The organism is Vibrio artabrorum, assembly GCF_024347295.1.
Classification (GTDB): domain Bacteria; phylum Pseudomonadota; class Gammaproteobacteria; order Enterobacterales; family Vibrionaceae; genus Vibrio; species Vibrio artabrorum.
This window is the reverse complement of record NZ_AP025458.1, coordinates 2,368,783-2,388,098: the sequence shown is the minus strand read 5'-3', so window position 1 is coordinate 2,388,098 and position 19,316 is coordinate 2,368,783. Positions and strand designations below refer to the sequence as shown.

The following is a 19,316-nucleotide window of genomic DNA, read 5'->3' as shown; positions in this document are numbered from 1 at the left end:
GCGCATGAATGCGACATGAATCTTGTACGAAAGTGTGAAGGCGGCATTACTTTATTCATGGTCGCATGAGTATAATTACCCCCGCTTTATAGCCCCTTTTTGTCACACGCCAATAAATAACTAATAAGGAAGTCATAAACTATGAGCCTGTTTATGAGCCTAGTCGGTATGGTTGCACTGATCGCAATCGCAGTTCTACTATCCGATAACCGCAAAGCAATTAATATCAGAACAGTGGGTGGCGCTTTCGCTATCCAATTCGCACTTGGTGCATTCGTACTTTACATCCCTTGGGGTCGTGATCTACTTGCAGGTTTCTCTGCTGGTGTAGCAAACGTGATCGACTACGGTAAAGATGGTACTGGCTTCCTATTTGGTAGTCTTGTTAACTTCTCTGTTGACGGTATCGGTTTTATCTTTGCATTCCAAGTTCTACCAACACTGATCTTCTTCTCTGCTCTTATCTCTGTACTTTACTACATTGGTGCGATGCAAGTTGTTATTAAGATTCTTGGTGGTGGTCTTCAGAAAGCGCTAGGTACTTCTCGCGCCGAGTCAATGTCTGCAGCAGCAAACATTTTCGTTGGTCAAACGGAAGCCCCTCTGGTTGTTCGTCCATTTGTTCCTAAAATGACTAACTCTGAACTATTCGCAGTAATGTGTGGTGGTTTAGCCTCAGTTGCTGGTGGTGTACTAGCGGGTTACGCATCTATGGGTGTTCCTCTAGAGTACCTAGTGGCAGCGTCATTCATGGCTGCACCGGGTGGTCTACTCTTCGCTAAAATCATCAAGCCTGAAACTGAGGAAGTTGATGAGAACCTAGGTTCAGACATCGACGGTGGCGACGACAAGCCTGCTAACGTTATCGATGCAGCTGCTGGCGGTGCGTCAGTTGGTCTACAACTAGCACTTAACGTAGGTGCAATGCTACTAGCATTCATCGGTCTAATCGCTCTTATCAACGGTATCCTAGGTGGCATCGGTGGTTGGTTCGGTATGGAAAACCTAACTCTAGAACTTCTTCTAGGTTGGATCTTCGCACCGTTAGCATTCATCATTGGTGTTCCATGGGAAGAAGCAACTATTGCGGGTTCTTTCATTGGTCAGAAGACCGTGGTTAACGAATTCGTTGCATACCTAAACTTCGTACCATACGTTGGTGACAATGCTCAAGTTGTTGCAGCGACGGGTCAAGTGATGTCTGAGAAGACTCAAGCTATCATCGCATTCGCACTGTGTGGTTTCGCAAACCTTTCTTCAATTGCGATTCTTCTAGGTGGTCTAGGTGGTATTGCTCCAAACCGTCGTCACGACATCGCACGTATGGGTGTTAAAGCGGTTGTAGCGGGTACTCTATCTAACTTGATGGCAGCAACAATTGCTGGCTTCTTCCTGTCTTTCTAATTAGTTAGAAATCGATATATAGACGCCATTATAATATCGCCCCGTAGCAAGAGATTGCTGCGGGGCTTTTTTGTTTTTAGGCTTAGTGATTCTGAGTTGTGACTTAGAGCTTGTATTAGGCCTAAAATGTTTTTTTGAGATACAAACCGTTTGCGTTCTAAGGAGCACTACAATTTATTGATGGATATCTATAATGTATAACTTTAAGGGATAGGATGTCTCTTGTTGGCAAGAAAGTAACCGTTAATACAACGCTGGTGTTATTTTTCTGGGATTAAGCCAAATTTAGCAATACGCTATAGATGTTAGACACAACATGACTGATTTGTTGTGCCATAGACCAAACTGGTACTGTGCGGTGACAAGGATTGCAATTGGTGGCGAAAGCTATCAAGTCTTCAAGGAACCAAGTCCGTTCATTTGTGACTACTGAGCATGACTAAAATTTCCATCTATACTGGATGGATGGTGAAGTAGTTAACTATTTGAATATATTGATCGGAGATAGAAATGAGCGATTTAAAAGCAGCAGCTCTACGTGCACTTAAACTTATGGACCTAACGACGCTAAATGACGACGACACGACTGAAAAAGTCGTCGCGCTTTGTCATGACGCGAAAACAGCGGTAGGCAACACTGCTGCAATCTGTATTTACCCTCGCTTTATCCCAGCCGCTAAGAAAGCGTTGCGTGAGCAAGGTACTCCAGAAGTACGCATTGCGACTGTAACTAACTTCCCTCATGGTAATGATGACATCGAGATTGCAGTTGCAGAAACAAAAGCAGCGGTCGCATACGGTGCAGATGAAGTTGATGTCGTATTCCCATACCGTGCGCTTATTGCTGGCAACGAAGAAGTTGGCTTTGAACTCGTTAAACAGTGTAAAGCAGCTTGCGGTGATATCACGCTTAAAGTGATCATCGAAACTGGTGAGCTGAAAGAAGAAGCATTGATCAAGAAAGCTTCTCAAATCTGTATCGAAGCAGGTGCTGACTTCATCAAAACTTCAACAGGTAAAGTGCCAGTAAACGCGACTCCTGAATACGCGCGCATGATGCTTGAAGTTATTCGTGACATGGGCGTTGCGAAAACCGTGGGTTTCAAACCTGCTGGTGGCGTACGTACTGCTGAAGATGCAGCATTATACTTAGCAATGGCTGATGAGCTGCTTGGCGCTGAGTGGGCAGACAACATGCACTACCGTTTTGGTGCTTCAAGCCTACTAACTAACCTTCTTAATACATTAGAAGTGACAGACGAAACTGCAGATCCTACTGCATATTAATCCTTAACAAGTCTGTTTGATGGAGTGACGTAAAGTCACTCCATATTACCTCTTTCCCCTACAAACCATACTCACTAGAGTTCGGGAGGCACTAATGTATCTACCTCAAGAAATTATTCGCAGAAAACGTGATGGCGAAGTCCTAACAGCAGAAGAGATTAACTTCTTCATTCAAGGCGTCGCTCAAAATACGGTTTCTGAAGGTCAAATTGCCGCATTCGCAATGACAATCTTTTTTAATGAAATGACGATGCCAGAACGTATTGCGCTAACGTGTGCAATGCGTGACTCTGGCATGGTGATTGATTGGAGCCACATGAATTTTGATGGCCCAATCGTTGATAAACACTCAACCGGTGGTGTTGGCGACGTCACTTCTCTGATGCTTGGCCCTATGGTGGCAGCATGTGGTGGTTTTGTTCCAATGATCTCTGGTCGTGGTTTAGGCCATACTGGCGGTACGTTAGACAAGCTAGAATCTATTCCGGGTTACAACATTACACCAACCAACGAAGTGTTCGGTGAAGTAACTAAAGATGCTGGCGTGGCTATCATCGGTCAAACCGGCGATCTAGCTCCTGCTGACAAGCGTGTTTACGCGACTCGTGATATTACAGCAACAGTCGATAATATCTCGCTCATCACCGCTTCAATCCTATCGAAGAAACTGGCCGCGGGTCTTGATTCTTTAGTGATGGACGTCAAAGTCGGCTCAGGCGCGTTCATGCCAACCTATGAAGCTTCTGAAGAGCTCGCGAAATCTATCGTTGCAGTGGCAAACGGTGCTGGCACTAAAACAACGGCAATCCTAACGGATATGAACCAAGTTCTGGCTTCTTCTGCGGGTAACGCCGTTGAAGTTCGCGAAGCGGTTCAATTCTTAACGGGTGAATACCGTAACCCTCGTTTGTTAGAGATCACTCTGGCATCGTGCGCTGAAATGTTGGTGCTGGGCAACCTTGCAAAAGATGCGGAAGAAGCGCGCGAAAAACTGATGGCCGTACTGGATAACGGTAAAGCAGCGGAGTGCTTCGGTAAGATGGTTGCGGGTCTTGGTGGTCCAACTGATTTCGTAACAAACTACGATAGCTACCTTGAAAAAGCAGAAATCATTAAACCAGTATACGCGCTAGAAAGTGGTGTGGTATCAGCCATGGATACCCGTGCAATTGGTATGGCTGTCGTTGGTATGGGCGGCGGTCGTCGCGTCGCTACTGACAGCATTGATTACGCCGTCGGTTTTGATCACTTTATTCGCCTTGGTGAAGTGGCAAGTGAAGATAAACCATTAGCAATGATTCATGCTCGCAACGAACAACAGTGGCAAGAAGCTGCAACGGCATTACAAAATGCCATCACTGTGGGCGGAGAATATAAAGCAACGCCAGACGTTTACCGTCAGATTCGATCTGAAGACGTGTAAATAACCGATATCGGTATACCTCGTGTATACCGATAAATAGAGTTCTGGTGCAAAGAGCAATAAGTTGGTGAAGAAAATGAAAAGAGCATTTATTTTAGTTTTAGATTCATTCGGTATCGGTGAAACAGCGGATGCAGACAAATTTGGCGATGTAGGTTCGGACACAATGGGTCACATCGCAGAACGTTGTGAGCAAGGTCTTGCAGACAATGCAGACCGTAAGGGGCCATTGACGCTACCAAACCTGTCTAAGCTAGGTTTAGCAATGGCTCACAAAGAGTCGACAGGTCGTGTCGCTCCTGGTATGGATGCCGACGTTGAGATCATTGGTGCGTATGGTCACGCTGCTGAGCTGTCTTCTGGTAAAGACACGCCATCTGGCCACTGGGAAATCGCAGGTGTACCGGTACTGTTTGACTGGGGCTACTTCACCGACAAAGAGAACAGCTTTCCTAAAGCGCTGACGGATCGCATTTTAGAGCGTGCTGGCTTATCTGATTTCTTAGGTAACTGCCACTCATCGGGAACAGAAATCCTAGATAACCTAGGTGAAGAACACATGAAGACGGGCTTTCCAATCTTCTATACTTCAGCTGATTCAGTATTCCAGATCGCATGCCATGAAGAGACATTCGGCCTGCAGAACCTATTAGACCTCTGTCAGATTGCTCGTGAAGAGCTAGAAGATTACAACATCGGCCGTGTTATCGCGCGCCCGTTCATTGGTCCGGGCAAAGGTCAATTCGAACGTACGGGTAACCGCCGTGATCTTTCTGTGGAGCCACCAGCTGCAACCATCCTTCAGAAACTCGTTGATGAGAAGGGCGGTAACGTTCACTCAATCGGTAAGATCTCAGATATTTACGCAGGTTGTGGTATCACTCAGAAAACCAAAGCAACAGGTATTCCTGCACTATTTGAAGCCACCAAAGAAGCGATCAATGAAGCGGGCGACAATACGATCGTGTTCACTAACTTTGTTGACTTTGATTCTGCTTACGGACATCGTCGTGATGTTGCTGGTTACGCAGCAGCGCTTGAGTACTTCGATGGTCGCATCAACGAAATCATTGATATGATGAAAGAAGATGATGTGCTTATCCTAACTGCAGACCACGGTTGTGATCCAACATGGCCGGGTTCTGACCATACTCGTGAGCACATCCCTGTGATTGTTTACGGTAAAAAGGTGCCAGCAGGCTCTCTAGGTCGCCGTGATACCTTCGCTGATATCGGTCAAAGCTTAGCGTCATACTTTGGGACGTCGCCAATGGGATACGGTACTAGCTTTTTATAATAGTTAACTGAGAGAGGGGAACCTCTCTCTGATTTTTTGTTTTGAGATTAAGGATATTTTCAATGGCTACTCCACATATTAATGCTGAAATGGGTGATTTCGCTGACGTAGTTCTCATGCCAGGCGACCCGCTACGTGCTAAATACATCGCTGAAACCTTCTTAGAAGATGTGGTTCAAGTGTGCGACGTTCGCAACATGTTTGGTTACACGGGGTCGTACAAAGGTCGTAAGGTTTCGGTCATGGGACATGGTATGGGCATTCCATCTTGTTCGATTTACACGACTGAATTGATCAAAGACTTTGGTGTAAAAAAGATCATCCGTGTGGGCAGTTGTGGTGCAGTGAGTGAAGATATTAAAGTGCGTGATGTGGTGATCGGTATGGGCGCATGCACGGATTCAAAAGTAAACCGTATTCGTTTTAAAGGTCATGACTTTGCGGCAATTGCGGATTACAAAATGGTGCGAGCGGCAGAAGATGCAGCCAAAGCGCGCGGTGTCGACGTGAAAGTCGGTAACCTGTTCTCGGCGGAGTTGTTTTATACGCCCGATCCTGAAATGTTTGAAGTGATGGATAAATACGGCATTGTTGGTGTAGAGATGGAAGCGGCAGGTATCTACGGAGTTTGTGCTGAATATGGTGCAAAAGCTCTGACTATTTGTACGGTTTCTGATCATATCAAAACCGGTGAGCAAACCACATCAGATGAACGTCAAACGACTTTCAACGACATGATGGTTATCGCACTAGACTCGGTGTTACTTGGTGACCAAGAATAATATTTGTTTGTCTTAGTTTGATAAGTTAGCAGATAACAAAAAGCCCCGTTGCTGCCTGAGCGTCGGGGCTTTTTATTGGATCTTTGAAGCTGAGTTGTTATGAGCTTACATTTTTCAACAGTAAGTTCTCACCGGATTTAGTTTGTTTTTTTCGAATAAGCAATACGCACAGAGCCCCGCTGATGAAGCCCATTAAGACCATTCCTATCATGTAACGATCACTTTTGCGGTAGTGGTGATCCGATATTGCCGTTACTTTTCCCGTTTCAAAAGTTACTCGAATAAAACCGATGATTGTGTTTTCGGGTGAATAAACCGGCTCAACTAACTGTTGCCTTCCGATACTTGCTGTTGAAAGTGGTGTATCTAAGCCAAGTACTTCGCGTACTGATAGTGCTTTTTCGCTTGAAGCCAGTCGAATACCCTCTGCATCATATATCGTGGCATCAAATACCAGTCGGTCTTTCGAAAGCTGATTCGTCAGGTCAAGTAATCGTTCTTGGTCTTGTTGCGTGATCATCTTACTAGCAGAAAGGGAGGCTTGAGATATCAAAACCTTAGTTAACGTTTCGAGCTGCTTGGCTTGAATTTTTTCGTTACCTTTACTGATCACGACGGTATTTTTAATCGTTACAACGAACATGGTAGCCAACAAAATGAGGGCTAACATTCGTAAAGCGTTACGTATTGAGAACAATGATTCATTCATGTTTCATGAAGCCTGAAATAAACAAATGTTATGATTAAGACATATTGAGACTTGCGTTTTCAAATTGCAATAGGTTAACGTTTAGTATAGTTAATTAGGAATCATACACATGGACGCTCAGAAATACCTGCCAATTAAAAGGCACACCACATTACTTACTCGACTCCCCGAGACGCGTTTCGCTTCTCAACTCGCGAAGGCCAAAGCCAACTGGATTGTATTCGCGGAGTACCTATCCCCACAATTTTTTGATGATATCGACTTTTTTACTGGTACTTACACGACCATTTTAGAAACATGGAAAGTGGGGCATTATGAAGTGGCGTTGATGTCAGGGAGTTTAACCCCTGCTCATGAAGAAATTTTACAAGCATTGAAGCTTGATTATGCTTGCCTTAGCGAGGTCCCAGACTTATCCAAACCCGGTTTGATTGTGATGGATATGGATTCTACAGCGATTCAAATTGAGTGTATCGATGAGATAGCCAAGCGAGCAGGTGTCGGAGAGCTCGTTTCTGATATTACTGAGCGCGCAATGCAAGGCGAGCTTGATTTCGAACAGAGCCTGCGTCAGCGAGTCGGTGCACTTAAAGGTGCTGATGAAGCGATTCTAGAACAAGTACGTCAATCTCTGACATTTATGCCAGACTTAGTTGAACTGGTTAATACATTGAATAAGCTAGGTTGGAAGACTGCGATCGCATCTGGTGGTTTTACGTATTTTTCAGATTACTTAAAGGATACGCTTAATCTTGACCATGCTCAGTCAAACACGTTAGAGATTGTTGATGGTAAATTGACCGGTGAAGTGTTAGGTGATGTGGTTTCAGCGCAAACTAAGGCCGATATATTAGTTGAACTGGCTGACGAGTATGAGCTGGAATTGCACAATACGATTGCTGTGGGGGATGGGGCGAATGATTTAGTTATGATGGGAGCAGCGGGCCTAGGCATTGCCTATCATGCGAAACCGAAAGTTGAGCAGCAAGCTCAAACCGCTGTGCGCTATGCAGGCTTGGGCGGGGTGCTGTGTATTTTATCTGGCGTATTAGCTAAGCAGCAAAAAATCAGCTGGCAAGCGAAACCTTAACTCTTTTCTCGATAACGTTATTCGTCACTCATGTGCCATAAATAGACAGATAATTAGACAAAAAAGCAGGTCATCAGCCTGCTTTTTCTCTTGTTTAATCCAGCATCTCGCAAGCGTTATCTAGTGCGTAAGTTCTAGTCGAATCAAGACTTCATCAGTAATGTCATCTAACTCACCATAGCCAACAAAAGCGGTAACCTCACTTTCTAGTTTCTTCGCTTTGTGCATGCTTATTCGAGACAGCTCTTCTAAATCGGACTGGAATAAGCTCGTTAGTGGGTTAAAAATAGGGGCAGTGGTGACTCGTAACACGTATATGTCACCGAGTTGTTGCGCCTTTTTGATGAATAAGATGCGTTCTTTTGTCGACGTGAATTCTTTGACCAGTTTTGTGTGTACTGATTGGATTTTGTCGCCAAACTGAACCGCAGCAATATAGACATCGTGGTGTTTAGGCTTTGCACCTGCAATTTTTTTCAATGGCTCAGCTAACAACGAGTTAGAGTGCCCTTTAAAAATAGGCTCGAGTGAGAATTTTTGGTTGTGTCCAAGCTTAGCCAGTAATGCGAGATGCTTATTTAATGGGAAGTTCACACCAATGATCTTACAGCGTAATGTTGAGCTTGGCTTATCGATGAATATTGGAGTGCTGACCATCTTACTCAGTAAAATATTATGCAGTGATTCAAGAAGCGAATGCGTTGGCAGTATTTCTTTCTTTTTAATCAGTTTGTTTTGGTTCTGATCAATCAGTCCCTTGAGAAATGAGATGGTGCGCATTGTCTTCGCGTTCTCAGTGATGGCCAATTGTACATTGCGACCATTTGGGCTCACACGAATAACTCGATAAGGCACGGTGCTTAATGGCAAGCTTCTGTCATAGAGTTGCAGCTCATTAAAGTTCACTGATACCGGGTCGTCGATCTTGAATACCATGGGTTGTTCAAGAGCAATACTGAGTCCGCGTTTCGAGATATCTAAGGTGTATCCGTCCACAGTGACGTCATTTTGCGAAGTCAGTTGAAGCGGAGACTTAAATTGGTACCTCGGCTCCTTGCGACGAGTTTGGGCATCAAAGTAGAGGCTTTGGATATTGCCAATAACGGCACGTGAGTGACGGAACTGATTCAGTTCGCTGCTTGGAATACGAGGCTTTTCACTCAATAGATAATCAGCGGCACTTTCATGATCGCCGATTTCTTGCAAGATACAGCAATGAGTCAGTGGTTCAGAGCTTTGCTTTAACATCTCTGAATGTAACGCTAAGGCTTGTCGTTCGTCACCTGAAAGCTCGAAAACCGAGAACTTAAACGCTTTCCAACTTTTACGTTTCCCTCCGATATGCCAGAACAATTGCCTTTGTTCACGAGAAGCCTCTGGTAACATCATTGAGTAGAACAAGGTCTTATTCTGGTGTTCGTGAGTAAAAGAGTAGATAACGTTACTGGTTCCCTTGACCCCGGGCTTAGCCAGTAAATTCATTCTTTTTTCGTTGAAGAGTGTCCCCAGAGCTTGCTGGTTTCGTTCATCGTGCCAATATTGCCATAACGGATGGTTGTTATCGGTGAGCAGGGCAAGCTTGAGTTCGCTGCCATTGAAAAAAAGCGGCAGATTACAGGTGTGTTTTAGGTAGGTGTGCTCAATACCTCGAGTACGGGTACGCATAATCCTATCTTGATTTTCATGGCTAGTTTTCTTACTTGAGCTATTTAAAGACTCATTAATTAAGCGCGCGACAACATTCGTATCGCTTACTTTGATGGTTCTTAAAAATTTGACGGCGTCGTTCTCATAAGATTCATCAATGCCTAGAATGCGGTAGTCAATCGCTTTATCGACGTCGTTTTCTCGCGATTTTTCAACCAGCTCTGTGAATTTGACCGAGATGATTTCACCGAGGCTATAGCGAAAAGTGCTCGGTACTTTGAATTTTGCACCCGATGGCGAGATATCAATCGTTACACCATGCAAGTCTTGACCTTTAGATGTTGTCATCTCAACCTGTGAGCTGATCTTGAGCCTGTTTTCTTTACGTTTTAAGTCATACCCTAAGTTAATCGCCTCGGCTTCATATGGGCTATTCGCATCGGTTATCTCGGGAGTGTTTTTAGAGGCGGTGTTCACAATATTGCGAAGTGGCTGCGTGCGTGGCGTCATGACCATTTCCCATGCGCCTTCGGTATATCCTTTAAATTTTTTTGTGCCACGCTGATAGGCGTTCAAAGCGATGTCATCGAGCCAGTGTTTACGGCCATCTAACGTGAATTGATGACACTCATTATCAATACGCCCACGTAAATCAATGCTCTTTGTGCATGGAGCCATGATACGATTCAGTTCCATTTTAACGAGTAGCTTCAGAGATGGCGATTCGCCTTCTGTCATTTGCGAAAGAAGGAATTCGAAATCTTCGGCGTGGTAGGCCGGAATAAGTCGTTCTGCTACAGATAGGATTTCAGATTGCTGCATACTTTTCTTGTTAGAATGGACGGTGCATTATTGCTATATTGCTATATTGCTATCGGCTTATTGTGCTTGATCTTTAGGCATTCAAGACCCGACTGCAATGTATATTTTCGTGCATACGGTCAACAAGGTCACAGAATAGCAATATTACTGGTTACCAAGCAAATTATAGAGGTTTTATGGCGAAGGCAAAACGAGCTTATGTGTGTAATGACTGTGGTGCTGATTTCCCTCGTTGGCAGGGGCAGTGTAATGCATGTGGGGCTTGGAACACAATTACAGAAGTTAGATTGGCCGCTTCACCTCAGGTTGCACGTAATGAAAGACTATCTGGCTACGCTGGCGGTACAAATGAATCATCCGTTCAAACCTTATCTGAAATCGATTTACAAGAAGTTCCACGCTTCAGTAGTGGCTTCAAAGAGCTCGATCGCGTTTTAGGTGGGGGGGTCGTACCTGGTGCCGCGATTCTGATTGGTGGTAACCCTGGGGCAGGTAAGTCAACACTGTTATTACAAACTATGTGCCAACTCTCTTCTCAGTTGCCGACACTTTATGTTACCGGGGAAGAGTCTCTTCAGCAGGTTGCGATGCGCGCCTCTCGATTGGGCTTGCCAAAAGATCATTTGAAAATGCTCTCTGAAACCAATGTCGATAAAATCTGTCAGATAGCAGAAAGAGAACAGCCGAAGATCATGGTTATCGACTCGATCCAAGTGATGCATGTCGCTGATGTTCAATCATCGCCAGGCAGCGTAGCCCAAGTTCGTGAGTCTGCAACAGCACTGACTCGTTACGCTAAGCAAAACAACGTTGCAGTGTTCTTAGTTGGACACGTAACTAAAGACGGCACTTTAGCGGGGCCCAAAGTGCTTGAGCACATTATTGACTGTTCCGTGCTGTTAGATGGCGGAACCGATAGCCGCTTTAGAACGCTGCGCAGTCACAAGAACCGTTTTGGTGCAGTCAATGAGTTGGGTGTGTTTGCAATGACAGGCCAAGGCCTGAAAGAAGTCAGCAACCCATCGGCTATTTTCTTGTCTCGCGGTGAAGAAGAAACCTCAGGCAGTTCAGTGATGGTGGTTTGGGAAGGGACGCGTCCACTTCTTGTTGAAATTCAAGCGCTGGTGGACTATTCCCAGCTAGCTAATCCACGTCGTGTTGCTGTTGGTCTAGAGCAAAACAGGCTTTCACTGTTATTAGCGGTGCTGCATAAACATGGCGGCTTACAAATGGCTGACCAAGATGTGTTTGTGAATGTCGTCGGTGGTGTTAAAGTAACCGAAACCAGTGCCGATCTCGCATTAGTGATAGCGTTACTTTCTAGCTTTAGAGACCGAGCATTACCTAAAGATGTGGTGGTGTTTGGTGAAGTAGGCCTCGCCGGTGAGATTCGACCTGTGCCGAGTGGACAAGAGCGCTTGAATGAAGCGTTTAAGCATGGTTTTAAGCGGGCGATAGTGCCAGCTGCGAACATGCCCAAGGGAGGAATCCCTGGAATGCAAATTCATGGAGTTAAAAAATTGTCAGAGGCAATTAATGCTTTTGATGAGTTGTAATTGAGTGCACTTCAGCTACTCTATACAGCAGAAAATCAGTCTAACTTGAACGCTCATTACGCTTTAGGTTAGCACTAAACCTAACAATCATTTAGATTGTTTTTATAGAGTGTTTTTTCGTTTTCATTACGAAAAGGCAAAGTTTTTTAGTCCCAAATGCATGCAAAGCTATCAGTCCTCACAGATTGTGATATACTCTGCGCGCATTTTATATCCTATTAACAGAGTAAGACAATGGCAGATTTATCGAAATACAGAAACATTGGTATTTTCGCGCACGTTGATGCGGGTAAAACAACTACCACTGAGCGTATCCTTAAGCTAACTGGTCAAATCCACAAGACTGGTGAAGTTCATGATGGCGAATCAACGACTGACTTCATGGAACAGGAAGCTGAGCGCGGTATTACTATCCAATCAGCAGCTGTAAGCTGTTTTTGGAACGATCACCGTCTAAACGTTATCGATACTCCTGGACACGTTGACTTCACAGTTGAAGTATACCGTTCTCTTAAAGTTCTTGATGGCGGTATCGGTGTATTCTGTGGTTCTGGTGGTGTTGAACCACAATCAGAAACTAACTGGCGTTACGCTAACGAATCAGAAGTATCTCGTCTGATCTTCGTTAACAAACTAGACCGTATGGGTGCAGATTTCTACAACGTTGTTGACCAAGTTAAAAACGTTCTAGGTGCTACTCCTCTAGTTATGGTTCTACCAATTGGCCGTGAAGACGAGTTCGTGGGTGTTGTAGACCTACTAAGCCGTAAAGCATACGTTTGGGATGAAACTGGTCTTCCTGAAAACTACGAAATCACAGATGTTCCAGCGGACATGGTTGATGACGTAGAGCAATACCGCGAAGAGTTAATCGAAACTGCTGTAGAGCAAGACGATGATCTAATGGAAGCTTACATGGAAGGTGAAGAGCCTTCTATTGAAGACATCAAGCGTTGTATCCGTAAAGGTACTCGTGATATCGCATTCTTCCCAACATTCTGTGGTTCTGCGTTCAAGAACAAAGGTATGCAACTTATCCTTGATGCTGTTGTAGATTACCTACCAGCACCAACTGAAGTTGATCCTCAACCTCTAATGGACGAAGCTGGCGAAGAAACTGGCGAGCACGCTATCGTTTCTACTGATGAAACTTTCAAAGCGCTTGCATTCAAAATCATGGATGACCGTTTTGGTGCTCTAACTTTCGTTCGTATTTACTCTGGTAAATTGAACAAAGGTGACACAATTCTTAACTCATTCACTGGCAAGACTGAACGTGTTGGCCGTATGGTTGAGATGCAAGCTGATGACCGTAACGAACTCACTAGCGCACAAGCGGGCGATATCATTGCGATCGTTGGTATGAAGAACGTGCAAACTGGTCACACTCTATGTGATCCTAAGCACCCAGTGACACTAGAGCCAATGGTTTTCCCAACTCCAGTAATCTCTATCGCTGTATCTCCTAAAGATAAAGGCGGTTCTGAGAAAATGGGTATCGCGATCGGTAAAATGGTTGCAGAAGATCCGTCTTTCCAAGTTGAGACTGACGAAGAGACTGGCGAAACTATCCTGAAAGGTATGGGTGAGCTTCACCTAGACATCAAGGTAGATATCCTTAAGCGTACGTACGGCGTTGACCTAACTGTAGGTGCTCCTCAAGTTGCTTACCGTGAAACTATCACTCAAGCAATTGAAGATAGCTACACGCACAAGAAGCAATCTGGTGGTTCTGGTCAATTCGGTAAGATCGATTACCGTATCAAACCAGGCGAAGCGGGTTCTGGCTTCACATTTAAGTCTTCTGTTGTGGGCGGTAACGTTCCTAAAGAATTCTGGCCTGCAGTTGAGAAAGGCTTTGCTGGCATGATGGAAAACGGCGTACTAGCTGGCTTCCCTACGCTAGACGTTGAAGTTGAACTTTTCGATGGTGGTTTCCACGCAGTCGATTCATCTGCAATCGCATTTGAAATCGCAGCGAAAGGTGCATTCCGTCAATCTATGCCTAAAGCAGGCGCGCAACTTCTTGAGCCAATCATGAATGTTGACGTATTTACTCCAGAAGATCACGTTGGTGATGTTATCGGTGACCTTAACCGTCGTCGTGGCATGATCAAAGATCAACAAGCTGGCGTAACTGGCGTTCGTATTAAAGCTGACGTACCACTTTCAGAAATGTTTGGTTACATCGGTCACCTACGTACTATCACTTCTGGTCGTGGCCAATTCTCTATGGAATTTGCACAATACGCACCATGTCCAACTAACGTTGCTGACGAAGTGATTGCTAAAGTTAAAGCAGATAAAGAAGCTGGTAAGTAATTAGCTCTTTTCTAATTAACTAAAAAAGCCCCGTAAGTGAAAGCTTACGGGGCTTTTTGTTATCTTGCGCTTGGAAGACTAAGACTAAGAGTTCTGTTTTAGCTCAATGTAAATCGACTCAACCTTCACTCGAGCCCAGTCTGTTTTACGCAAAAACTTTAAGCTCGATTTAATGCTCGGGTCTTTTTTAAAGCAGTTGATGTTCACCATGTAACTCAACTCTTCCCAACCGTAATGTTCAACCAATTCAGTCAGTAGCTTCTGTAGAGTGATACCGTGAAGTGGATTATTGTCTTGTGTCATGAGATGTTCTCGCCATTTATTTGAGCCAAGTATATCAGTTTCGCTTTAGGAATTATCAGACCATTTAAGCTAGTAATCTGTCTCGATAATGGTTAACTTCTCTCGACCTCTGTTCCCAAATAGCCAACCCTGATTTTGCATCCTAGCCTCAAACGCTTTCTCTTTTCTCGATGAAGGTTGCCTGCGGGGGCCTAGAAGACGTCATTGTATTTAGGCCTGAGTTGGGTAACGTAGCTTTGGCCCAACATTGTTTTTACCCAACATAGCTTTATGGGCGTGGAAGAGCTACATTGTTTTTACCCAACATAGCTTTATGGGCGTGGAAGAGCTACATTGCTATTCTGTGTTTTGTTATTGGGGAACTGCTTAATCAGAAACTGATAGGCAGAGTTAGTTTTCCAATATCTCGTTTACTTCTTCATGTAACCAATGAGTAAACGCGATAACTCGCTCTTTTCTTGGAGAGCTAGGATCAAAGCATAGGTTGACCTGAACACCGGGTGTCATCCCAATATTGAATGGCTTAACGAGTAGGCCGCGTTCGATAAAATCACCAGCTAAGCTATCTGTCGCAAGGCAGACCCCATGTCCAGCCATGACAGTCGTTAACCCCATATCAAAGGTGCCTACTTTCACCCACTGCATCGCTTTGCCTTGAGTGGATATGTTGGCTTGTTTGAACCACTCTTCCCAAGGGAAGCATCCGCTATTAAATTGAATTAACCAACATTTGAGTAATTGTTCTGCTGACGTGAACTGTAAAGAATCGGCCAGTTCAGGTGAACAAAAAGGATAGATGGGTTCGTTGATTAGCATCTCAAGAGTCAAGCCTTCCTCAACACATAGATCTTCGCCTTGCAGAATAGCTACATCAACCTCGCCATGTTTTAAATTTGGTGTATCAGATCCTGTTAGCACCTTAATTGGGATCTCTGGGTGTTTGACTGAGAATTTCCAAAGCCTTGGCAGCAGCCAGCGGGAAGCAAATGAAGGAGGGCTGCTAACAACAAGAACGCCTTGAAGGGGCTCTGATTGGATCTTATTTAATCCTACGATGATCTCTTTGAACCCGTCCGAGACATGCTTAAAAAGGGTACGTCCTTCTTGTGTTAAGGCCATTACACGTCCCTTACGAATAAATAGCTTACATCCAAGCTGTTCTTCTAGCTGACGGATCTTTTGGCTGACAGCTGCTTGGCTAACAAACAGTTCATCAGCAGCTTTACTGTAGCTATTTAAGCGTGCCGCAACTTCAAAATAACGGAGACCAGCAAGGTGGCGCAGTCTATTATCCATAATCTCAGCTTATAGTCCTTGTTAACAATGGTTGTTCGCTTATCGAACCTGTTATTTCCATAATAGCGATAAATAAACAAGGAATACAAGAGAGAGAAAATGAAAGCAATACACTGTTGGGCCAGCAGACTTGTTAATCAGATGCTTAAAACCAAGGCAAGTAAGCTGGTTAAATCGAGACACGTTATTAGTTTGGAGTCGCTGAGCTATCAAATGAGGGGGGACATCGGTTTGGACAATGGGAGCGATGATGCAGCTGATTACACTAAATATCTATAAGTTGAACTTACAAAAAAGGAGCCACAGGGCTCCTTCTCTATTCAGATTACTCCTCCCAAACGACGAGCTTGTCTTTGGGCCAGTTATGCCCAATTTCATGGTATTTCTGTTCAAGGATATGTCGTTTTATTTTGAGAGTAGGTGTTAATACACCATTCTCAATGCTCCACGGGTCCTTAATCATCAGTACACCCTTTATCTTTTCATGAGAGGCAAGCTGTCGGTTAATTTTCTCGATAACTCGCTGACTTGTCTTTTCATATCGAGTTCGATCAAAATTAGGAAAGTCATGAGGAACGACAAGTAAGATCGGGGCGGGTAAACCTAGGCCAATCAGACACATCATCTCTACGCGGCTGTATTCAAAGAGTTTGTTCTCGATTGGAACAGGAGCCACAAACTTGCCTTTAGCGGTTTTAAAGGTGTCTTTTTTACGCCCGCGAATGGTTAGGTAACCTTCACTATCAATATCACCGATATCACCAGTATGTAGCCAACCCTCTGAATCAAAAGATTCTTGAGTTGCAATGTCATTTTTATAGTAGCCAGAGAATAGCCCCTTACTTCGAACCAATATCTCTTCGTCTGCGGCGATCTTGAGCTCAATTCCCGGACCTGCATTACCAACAGTACCAATTTTATCGGCTCTAAATGGGTAGTTGAGGGTGCTGTAAGCAAACGACTCCGTCATCCCCCATGCTTCTGTGATATGCAGGCCAACACTCTCATACCATGCGAGTAGAGCCGGAGAGACCGGTGCAGAGCCACAACCCAGAACTCGAGCCTTATCTAACCCGAGACCATCGGCCAGTTTTTTCTTAATGATGCTATTAATGACTGGGATCTTGAGTAAGAAATTCAGTCTCTTCTGCGGTAATTTATCTTGGATTCGTTGTTGAAATAGGGTCCATAAACGAGGAACTGAAATAAATAGGGTTGGTCGATGCATTTTCACGTCATCAATGAACGTATCTAAAGATTCAGGGAAAGCGGTAACGACCCCTCCCATAACGGAAGAGCCGAAGATGTAGACTCGCTCTGTAATATGAGCAAGTGGTAGATAAGAGAACAGGCGATCACCGGGTTGGATTCCAATATGATCGATGAGTCGTTGAACTGACCACGTAAAGGCTCCGTATGTGAGCATTGCCCCTTTCGGTAGTCCAGACGTGCCCGATGTGTAGACAAGCGACATGAGTTTATCATCGTAATGATGAGGGTGCTTCGTTGAGGGCTCATGTGTCGCGATGAGTTCTTCAAACGTATATTGGCAGTTTGCAGCGCTATCATAAGGCAACGAGATACTGATTAAACTCGGGTTCTCATCAAGTACTTTTTGGGTTGCTACGGGATCGTCAAGTTTACCTGCAATCACAATTTTACTTTCACTGTGCTCAATACAGTATTGAATAGTGTCTGCCCCCGCTGTTGGAAAGATTGGGACGCTGACAAAATCTCCTAACATCATCGCAAGATCAGAGATAAACCACTCTGCACAGTTTTTGGACACCAAAGCGATTCGATCGCCAGGTTGTGCTCCTAATCCTTCTAATGCTGCCGCCAGTTTTAGAGCTTTGTCGGCGACTTCTTTATAAGTGAATTCGACAAACTGGCGATTAATAATTTGTTTTAAATAGACTTCGTTGGGGCGTTCTTTTGCCCACCTTAAAATCATATCACTGGGTGTAGAGAGAGCTGTTGCGTGTTCTTGGCTAAACTCGTTAGGCTGAATCATTGTCTAACTCCATGTTTTTCGCTAAGTTATTTTTGTTAATTTCATGTTAAATGTACCATGATTTTTTGTTTTAGGGAGTAAAATTAGCGTTTTCTGTTATCTATGCAGGCTCGTCTGTAGCTTGCAGGGGTTACTCCTGTCTTTTTTTTAAATATTCTCGAAAAGTACGACACGTCCTTGTATCCACATTGATAAGCAATTACCGCTATTTTTGATTCAGTATCCGCTTCAATTAGCTTCTTAGCCAACTGGATTCGTTTATCACAAACATAATCTCTAAAGCTTACTCCAAAGTGTAGGTGAAATTTTTTGGAAAAGTAGGTTGTTGAGCAGTAACATTTCTCCGCGATCTCCGTTTCTCTAACCTTTTTGTTGATGTTATCCATAACATAGTTAACCACCTCAGAAGTAAACCATTTAGTAGGCAGTTGATTATTGTTATTTATGTCTCTGTCGAAATCAAAGTGAGGGTCGAAGATATGCTGTGTTTTGCGCTTAAGTTCTTCGAATGTACTGGTCAGATGATTACTGTTTATTTCGATAATAAAAAATATATTCTTATGATGTCGAACGATATTAGGTAACGGGTCTGAGCAAATGATGATTATTCTCTTGTTCAAATTTTCACAAATAGATAATGCCATTGTAAGTAGTTGAAGTTTATCCGTTCTATTTAATATGAAAAATACCAGTCTGACATCTAAGTTACTGATTATAGATATATCTTGCTTATAATTCTCTATAGGGAAGTAGTGCCTTATTTTATTGATAATAACAGCATTAAATTCACTCTCTTTATCTGACAATAAAGGTGTTACTATTTTCATATAAATACCAACTCTATTTCATATTCAACAGTGGATTTAAAAATAGACAAATTACGATGCATAATAATTAGATTAGAAGTACCACAGAAAAGTGCAAGTAAATGGCAAGAAAATCCTAACCTAATATATCGCTCACCTCTAGATTTAGTTTACAGGTAAACAAAGCCTGATACGTAAATCAAGGAGAGGTTCTCATGGATAAGTTTTTGAATAATTGTAAAGAATTCATGAAAGATGAAGAAGGGTTGACTGTGATCGAATATGTAATCGGTGCAGCATTATTGGTGTTAGGCTTAACAACGGTATTTTCTGGCTTAGGTAGTACTCTAGCAAATAAACTAAATGCTATTGTTGCCAATGTTGGTTAGTGGTTCAAGTTATGAATAACAACAGATTGAAAAGGCAATCGGGGTTAACGACGGTTGAGTATGTGATTGGCGCTGCTTCACTGGTTCTTGCTGTTGGATTCGTTTTTTCTGGAATGGCAATTGCCTTACTTAGTAAGTTTCAGAGCATTATATCGAGTGTATAAATAGA

General features: G+C 43.7%; 16 protein-coding genes. 10 read left to right on the top strand and 6 right to left on the bottom strand.

The genetic code is table 11. The features are described 5' to 3' along the window. Positions 1–141 precede the first annotated feature (141 nt). The 5 genes from OCU36_RS10660 (at position 142) to deoD (ending at position 6,193) form a co-directional block, all read left to right on the top strand. Positions 142–1,404, top strand: coding sequence for a NupC/NupG family nucleoside CNT transporter (locus tag OCU36_RS10660; RefSeq protein ID WP_261837991.1), 1,263 nt, complete (start codon positions 142–144; stop codon positions 1,402–1,404). Positions 1,405–1,914: 510 nt separating this feature from the next. Next, a complete protein-coding gene (gene deoC, locus OCU36_RS10655; RefSeq protein WP_261837990.1) occupies positions 1,915–2,691 on the top strand; it encodes a deoxyribose-phosphate aldolase in 777 nt (258 codons plus the stop codon). 94 nt (positions 2,692–2,785) lie between these two features. Further along, positions 2,786–4,114 (top strand): thymidine phosphorylase, encoded by a 1,329-nt coding sequence (gene deoA, locus OCU36_RS10650; RefSeq protein WP_261837989.1) that lies wholly within the window; start codon positions 2,786–2,788, stop codon positions 4,112–4,114. 76 nt (positions 4,115–4,190) lie between these two features. Beyond that, positions 4,191–5,411: a phosphopentomutase gene (locus OCU36_RS10645; RefSeq protein ID WP_261837988.1), complete on the top strand. Its 1,221-nt coding sequence runs from the start codon at positions 4,191–4,193 to the stop codon at positions 5,409–5,411. A gap of 62 nt (positions 5,412–5,473) precedes the next feature. Further along, a complete protein-coding gene (gene deoD / locus OCU36_RS10640; RefSeq protein WP_261837987.1) occupies positions 5,474–6,193 on the top strand; it encodes a purine-nucleoside phosphorylase in 720 nt (239 codons plus the stop codon). Between the two features lie 97 nt (positions 6,194–6,290). Here deoD and OCU36_RS10635 read toward each other — a convergent pair whose 3' ends face one another. Beyond that, positions 6,291–6,902 carry a YtjB family periplasmic protein gene (locus tag OCU36_RS10635; RefSeq protein WP_261837986.1) on the bottom strand — a complete coding sequence of 204 codons (612 nt, stop codon included), beginning with the start codon at positions 6,900–6,902 and terminating at the stop codon, positions 6,291–6,293. A gap of 109 nt (positions 6,903–7,011) precedes the next feature. Here OCU36_RS10635 and serB point away from each other — a divergent pair, with 109 nt between their 5' ends. Continuing rightward, entirely contained in the window at positions 7,012–7,992 is a 981-nt protein-coding gene (gene serB, locus OCU36_RS10630) for a phosphoserine phosphatase (protein WP_261837985.1), read from the top strand. Between the two features lie 120 nt (positions 7,993–8,112). Here serB and OCU36_RS10625 read toward each other — a convergent pair whose 3' ends face one another. Further along, the gene (locus OCU36_RS10625; protein WP_261837984.1) at positions 8,113–10,461 is read right to left on the bottom strand and encodes a PilZ domain-containing protein; all 2,349 of its coding nucleotides are present in this window, start codon (positions 10,459–10,461) and stop codon (positions 8,113–8,115) included. 176 nt (positions 10,462–10,637) lie between these two features. On the opposite strand from OCU36_RS10625, the gene radA reads away from it, so the two are divergent. Together radA and fusA are read left to right on the top strand one after the other, a co-directional pair. Beyond that, on the top strand, positions 10,638–12,017 hold the full coding sequence (gene radA / locus OCU36_RS10620) for a DNA repair protein RadA (RefSeq protein WP_261837983.1): 1,380 nt from the start codon (positions 10,638–10,640) through the stop codon (positions 12,015–12,017). 234 nt (positions 12,018–12,251) lie between these two features. Then, a complete protein-coding gene (gene fusA / locus OCU36_RS10615; RefSeq protein WP_261837982.1) occupies positions 12,252–14,339 on the top strand; it encodes an elongation factor G in 2,088 nt (695 codons plus the stop codon). 84 nt (positions 14,340–14,423) lie between these two features. On the opposite strand, the gene OCU36_RS10610 is transcribed toward fusA, so the two are convergent. The 4 genes from OCU36_RS10610 to OCU36_RS10595 form a co-directional block, all read right to left on the bottom strand. Beyond that, complete coding sequence (locus OCU36_RS10610; protein ID WP_004734468.1) at positions 14,424–14,642, bottom strand: VF530 family protein; 219 nt, start codon at positions 14,640–14,642, stop codon at positions 14,424–14,426. Positions 14,643–15,032: 390 nt separating this feature from the next. Continuing rightward, positions 15,033–15,938: a LysR substrate-binding domain-containing protein gene (locus OCU36_RS10605; RefSeq protein ID WP_261837981.1), complete on the bottom strand. Its 906-nt coding sequence runs from the start codon at positions 15,936–15,938 to the stop codon at positions 15,033–15,035. Between the two features lie 325 nt (positions 15,939–16,263). Continuing rightward, positions 16,264–17,952 (bottom strand): AMP-binding protein, encoded by a 1,689-nt coding sequence (locus tag OCU36_RS10600; protein ID WP_261837980.1) that lies wholly within the window; start codon positions 17,950–17,952, stop codon positions 16,264–16,266. A gap of 83 nt (positions 17,953–18,035) precedes the next feature. Continuing rightward, positions 18,036–18,779: a helix-turn-helix domain-containing protein gene (locus OCU36_RS10595; protein ID WP_261837979.1), complete on the bottom strand. Its 744-nt coding sequence runs from the start codon at positions 18,777–18,779 to the stop codon at positions 18,036–18,038. 194 nt (positions 18,780–18,973) lie between these two features. Here OCU36_RS10595 and OCU36_RS10590 point away from each other — a divergent pair, with 194 nt between their 5' ends. Both OCU36_RS10590 and OCU36_RS10585 read left to right on the top strand, forming a co-directional pair. After that, a complete protein-coding gene (locus OCU36_RS10590) occupies positions 18,974–19,147 on the top strand; it encodes a Flp family type IVb pilin (RefSeq protein WP_261837978.1) in 174 nt (57 codons plus the stop codon). Between the two features lie 11 nt (positions 19,148–19,158). Beyond that, on the top strand, positions 19,159–19,311 hold the full coding sequence (locus OCU36_RS10585; RefSeq protein WP_261837977.1) for a hypothetical protein: 153 nt from the start codon (positions 19,159–19,161) through the stop codon (positions 19,309–19,311). Positions 19,312–19,316: the final 5 nt, after the last annotated feature.

Coding starts and splice junctions, on each gene's coding strand:
- OCU36_RS10585 (WP_261837977.1), top strand. CDS start 19,159: ATGAATAACAACAGATTGAAAAGGCAATCGGGGTTAACGACGGTTGAG.
- OCU36_RS10625 (WP_261837984.1), bottom strand. CDS start 10,461: ATGCAGCAATCTGAAATCCTATCTGTAGCAGAACGACTTATTCCGGCC.
- radA (WP_261837983.1), top strand. CDS start 10,638: ATGGCGAAGGCAAAACGAGCTTATGTGTGTAATGACTGTGGTGCTGAT.
- OCU36_RS10605 (WP_261837981.1), bottom strand. CDS start 15,938: ATGGATAATAGACTGCGCCACCTTGCTGGTCTCCGTTATTTTGAAGTT.
- OCU36_RS10610 (WP_004734468.1), bottom strand. CDS start 14,642: ATGACACAAGACAATAATCCACTTCACGGTATCACTCTACAGAAGCTA.
- OCU36_RS10600 (WP_261837980.1), bottom strand. CDS start 17,952: ATGATTCAGCCTAACGAGTTTAGCCAAGAACACGCAACAGCTCTCTCT.
- OCU36_RS10660 (WP_261837991.1), top strand. CDS start 142: ATGAGCCTGTTTATGAGCCTAGTCGGTATGGTTGCACTGATCGCAATC.
- OCU36_RS10645 (WP_261837988.1), top strand. CDS start 4,191: ATGAAAAGAGCATTTATTTTAGTTTTAGATTCATTCGGTATCGGTGAA.
- OCU36_RS10595 (WP_261837979.1), bottom strand. CDS start 18,779: ATGAAAATAGTAACACCTTTATTGTCAGATAAAGAGAGTGAATTTAAT.
- deoC (WP_261837990.1), top strand. CDS start 1,915: ATGAGCGATTTAAAAGCAGCAGCTCTACGTGCACTTAAACTTATGGAC.
- OCU36_RS10590 (WP_261837978.1), top strand. CDS start 18,974: ATGGATAAGTTTTTGAATAATTGTAAAGAATTCATGAAAGATGAAGAA.
- OCU36_RS10635 (WP_261837986.1), bottom strand. CDS start 6,902: ATGAATGAATCATTGTTCTCAATACGTAACGCTTTACGAATGTTAGCC.
- deoD (WP_261837987.1), top strand. CDS start 5,474: ATGGCTACTCCACATATTAATGCTGAAATGGGTGATTTCGCTGACGTA.
- serB (WP_261837985.1), top strand. CDS start 7,012: ATGGACGCTCAGAAATACCTGCCAATTAAAAGGCACACCACATTACTT.
- fusA (WP_261837982.1), top strand. CDS start 12,252: ATGGCAGATTTATCGAAATACAGAAACATTGGTATTTTCGCGCACGTT.
- deoA (WP_261837989.1), top strand. CDS start 2,786: ATGTATCTACCTCAAGAAATTATTCGCAGAAAACGTGATGGCGAAGTC.